A 3599-nucleotide genomic window follows, 5' to 3' on the forward strand; every position below is an offset into this window, starting at 1 on the left:
GAGGAGCCGCCGTAGCTGAACAAGGGCAGCGGAATGCCGACCACCGGCAGCATGCCCATGATCATGAAAAGATTGACTACCGCTTGCCAAAAAATGAGCATGACCAAGCCAAAGGCAAGAAATACTCCGAACTTGTCGCGGGCGACCAATGCGGTGTTCGTGCCCCAGAGCAGCAGACAGAAAAAACAGAGCAGGAAAAAAAACGCCCCGGCAAATCCCAGCTCCTCACACCAGACCGCAAAGGCGAAGTCCGTGTGCCGCTCCGGCAGAAAATTGAGATGGCCTTGGCTGCCCTCCATGAAGCCTTGGCCGAACAGCTGGCCGCTGCCCACAGCGATTTTCGACTGATTGATCTGGTAGCCGTGATTCATAGGATCTCCCTCCGGATTAAGAAATGTCTGAATGCGGCGGCGCTGGTAGGGTTTGAGGCCGTACATCCAGCCCAGCACGCTGGTGATCAGGCCTGTGATCCCCAGCGTGGTTAAAGTTGACCAGCGCAACTGGGCGAGCAGAGTCATTGAAATGAAAATGAAGGCCAGCATCAGCGCGGTGCCCAAGTCCGGCTGAATCACGATCAGCAGAAAAGGCACAGCCGTCAGCGCGGCAGGCCGAAGCAAATCCTTGAGCTGATAGCCGTTCTCCGGCGTTTCGTTGCGGGCGTAGCAGGCGGCCAGCACCAAAACCAGCACCAGCTTGGCAGGCTCGGAAGGCTGAAGCTTGAAGAAACCGAGATCAATCCAGCGCTGAGAGCCAGCTATAACTTTCACGAAAAGCTTTGTGTACACCAAAAGCAGACAAACTGCTCCGTAGCAGATATAAGAGAGCAGCTTCAAGTCGTTGTAATCAACGCTGAGGATCACCAGAATCAGGGCGCAGCCAAACAGAAAAAAATAAAACTGCTTGAAAAACAATGGCGATGGCGAAGGGCCGCCGTTCCATGTGGCGCTGAACAGGCTGGCCAGCGACATCAGCGAAAGCATAGCCAGCAACAGCACTGTCACCCAATCGAAATTATACAGAAGGCGGCGGTCAAAACGAAACATGATCGGCAGAAAAATGGAAGAAAGTTCAATCGCCGACAACTGGAACAGACAAAGACGGCGACTCAGTCCCGTTTGTGTCTGTTTTCGGCAGGCGGTCGGCAAAATATTTCTGCATCACAGCCTGCGCAATGGGTGCCGCAGCTGCCCCGCCGTGCAGACCGTGTTCGACCAGAACGGTCACGGCGATCTCCGGCTTCTCAGCCGGCGCGAAGCAAGTGAACCAAGCGTGATCACGGTAGTTGTAGGGGATGTCTTTTTCCTTCAGATGTTTGTATTGTTTGAGCCGCACCACTTGGGCGGTGCCGGTTTTGCCGGCCACAGTGATGCCCGGCAGCTGCGCCTTGCGGCCCGTGCCCCGGCGGCCATGCACCACATCCACCAAGCTGTCCTTGATCAGCCGCAAGTTGCGTTCCTGCCCGGTGAAATGATCCAGTTCCGTGACTTGAAACTGCTCAATGACATGTCCGTCTGAATCTCGCACCATTTCAATGATGCTGGGCCGGTAGAGCTTGCCGCCGTTGGCCACGGCAGCGGTCATCATGGTCAGCTGAAGCGGGGTGACCAAATTGAAGCCTTGGCCGATGGCGATGGACAGGGTTTCGCCGTCCTGCCACGGCTTGCCGTAGCGCTTCAGTTTCCAGTCCGAAGTCGGGATCAATCCCGACTTCTCATGTTCTATCTCAACTCCAGTCTTCATGCCCAAACCGAGATGGCGGGCATAGCTGGCGATGCGGTTCACTCCCAGCCGCTGGCCCACGTGATAAAAATACACATCGCAGGATTCCGCCAAGGCGCTTTTTAAATTCACTGTGCCGTGGCCATTTTTTTTCCAGCAGCGATAGGTGCGGTTGCCGAAACGGTAGGAGCCGGGACAGTAGACTGTGCTGTCGGGGCTGACAAGGCCTTCGGCCAAAGCGGCCAAGGCGGTTACAATCTTGTAGGTGGAGGCGGGCGGATACTGCCCCTGCACGGTTTTGTTGATCAGAGGGTGCCGAGGATTGTCCAGCATTTCCTTCCAGTCCTTTCTGGAAATGCCGCCGATGAACTTGCTCAAATCCAGTACCGGCGAGCTGGCGATCATCAGTATCCGTCCGGTGTTGACCTCCACCGCCACCGCCGCGCCGGCGTATTCAGCCTCCGTCATCATTTTTTCCGCCACTTCTTGGAGTTCAACATCGATGGTGAGCTGAAGATCGTTGCCGGGCAGCGGCTCCAACCCCTTGAGATTGCGCTGCTCAAAGCCGAGGGAGTTGACCTCCATGTACTGACGACCTTTCTCGCCGCGCAGATCCTTTTCCCGCAGCCGCTCAAGACCCATCTTGCCGAGCATATCGCCGGGGCGGTAGAAATCAGGTTCCGCCGCTTTCAGCTCGTCTTTGCTGATCTCGCCGAGATAACCGATCATGTGAGAAGCCAAGTTGCCATAATGATAGACCCGCTGCGGTGCCACCTCAATTCTGATGCCGGGCAGCTCCATGCGGTTGTTTTCAATCAGGGCGACCTTGTCCCAGTCCAAGTTTTCCGCCAGCCGGATGGGAATATGGCCAGGCGTACCCGCCATTTTACGGATGCGGGCCAGGAGCTCGGTTATATCCAGCTCCAGCATGGCGGCGACTTTCTTGATCAGTGCCTCGTCAATACGGTTGCCCTCGCGCGCCCAGACCACATTGAAGGCCGGGCGGTTGGTGACAATCTCACGGCCCTTTCTGTCGAGAATGTTGCCTCTAGGCGCGGCAATGTCCAGCGCACGCACCCGGTTGTTCTGGGCCAGCTTGAGGTACTCCTCACCTCGCTGCATCTGGAGATGCCAGAGCCGGGCGACAATGACGGCAAAAAAGAAGAGCAGCACCGCCGAGGAGCGCATGGCCCGGCGGCGGTAGAAGTCCAGCTCGCCCTCATTGACCCGGCTGATCCGTGTTTTGCCGTCGTCATCATGGAAATCGGCAGCATCTTCCGCAGACCTGCTCCGCCGCCGGTTGTTCCGTCTCATTCCCGCCCTCCTCTGTCTTGCCGGAACTGATTGCCGTCCGCCACCGACCGTTTCGCCCTGAGGAAAAGAAATCTGTCGCGCAGGCGGTTTTCAATGAAATGGAAGAAACGGAAGAGTGGCACGGCGGCTAAACAGAGTAGGCCGACGCGGAACAGCATCGGCGGCCAGTGCCAGCTGATGCCCTCTTCAGGGTGAAGCGCGTCAAGGAGCAGCACGGTCAGCCAGCAGACAAAGAGATGACTTGCCCCTGTCAGAGGAATTTGGTAAAAGGAACTGCGCACCGGCATCTTGACCGCCATGAACTTCAGGAGCAGCCAGCCGCAGCCACAGATGGCCGGATACATGCCAACCACAGTACCGGAATAGACATCCATGATGCAGCTCACCGGCAGAATGATGAGGAAGCCCCGGCAGAAGCTGAAATGATAGGCGGCATAAGCGGCCAAGGCGTAATAGAGATCTGGAGCCGCGATCCAGACTGGCGCGGGCATAAGGACGGTGGTCTGCGCCACAGCCAGCAGCAGGCCCACAAGGATGAAGGCTATCGTCAGCATCGGCGCGTCCGG

The 3599-nt window shown here is 57.2% G+C and carries 3 protein-coding genes; all 3 read right to left on the reverse strand.

All coding sequences use genetic code 11. The features are described from left to right. The coding region (gene rodA, locus ACNKID_RS07415; protein ID WP_417912805.1) for a rod shape-determining protein RodA at positions 1-1043 on the reverse strand (1043 nt) is incomplete at its 3' end. Between the two features lie 25 nt (positions 1044-1068). After that, a complete protein-coding gene (gene mrdA, locus ACNKID_RS07420; RefSeq protein ID WP_417912806.1) occupies positions 1069-3033 on the reverse strand; it encodes a penicillin-binding protein 2 in 1965 nt (654 codons plus the stop codon). Continuing rightward, on the reverse strand, positions 3030-3599 hold a 570-nt coding region (locus tag ACNKID_RS07425), incomplete at its 5' end, for a hypothetical protein (protein ID WP_417912807.1). The genes mrdA and ACNKID_RS07425, both read right to left, overlap by 4 nt.

It is taken from the genome of Candidatus Electronema sp. TJ (assembly GCF_048287355.1).
Classification (GTDB): domain Bacteria; phylum Desulfobacterota; class Desulfobulbia; order Desulfobulbales; family Desulfobulbaceae; genus Electronema.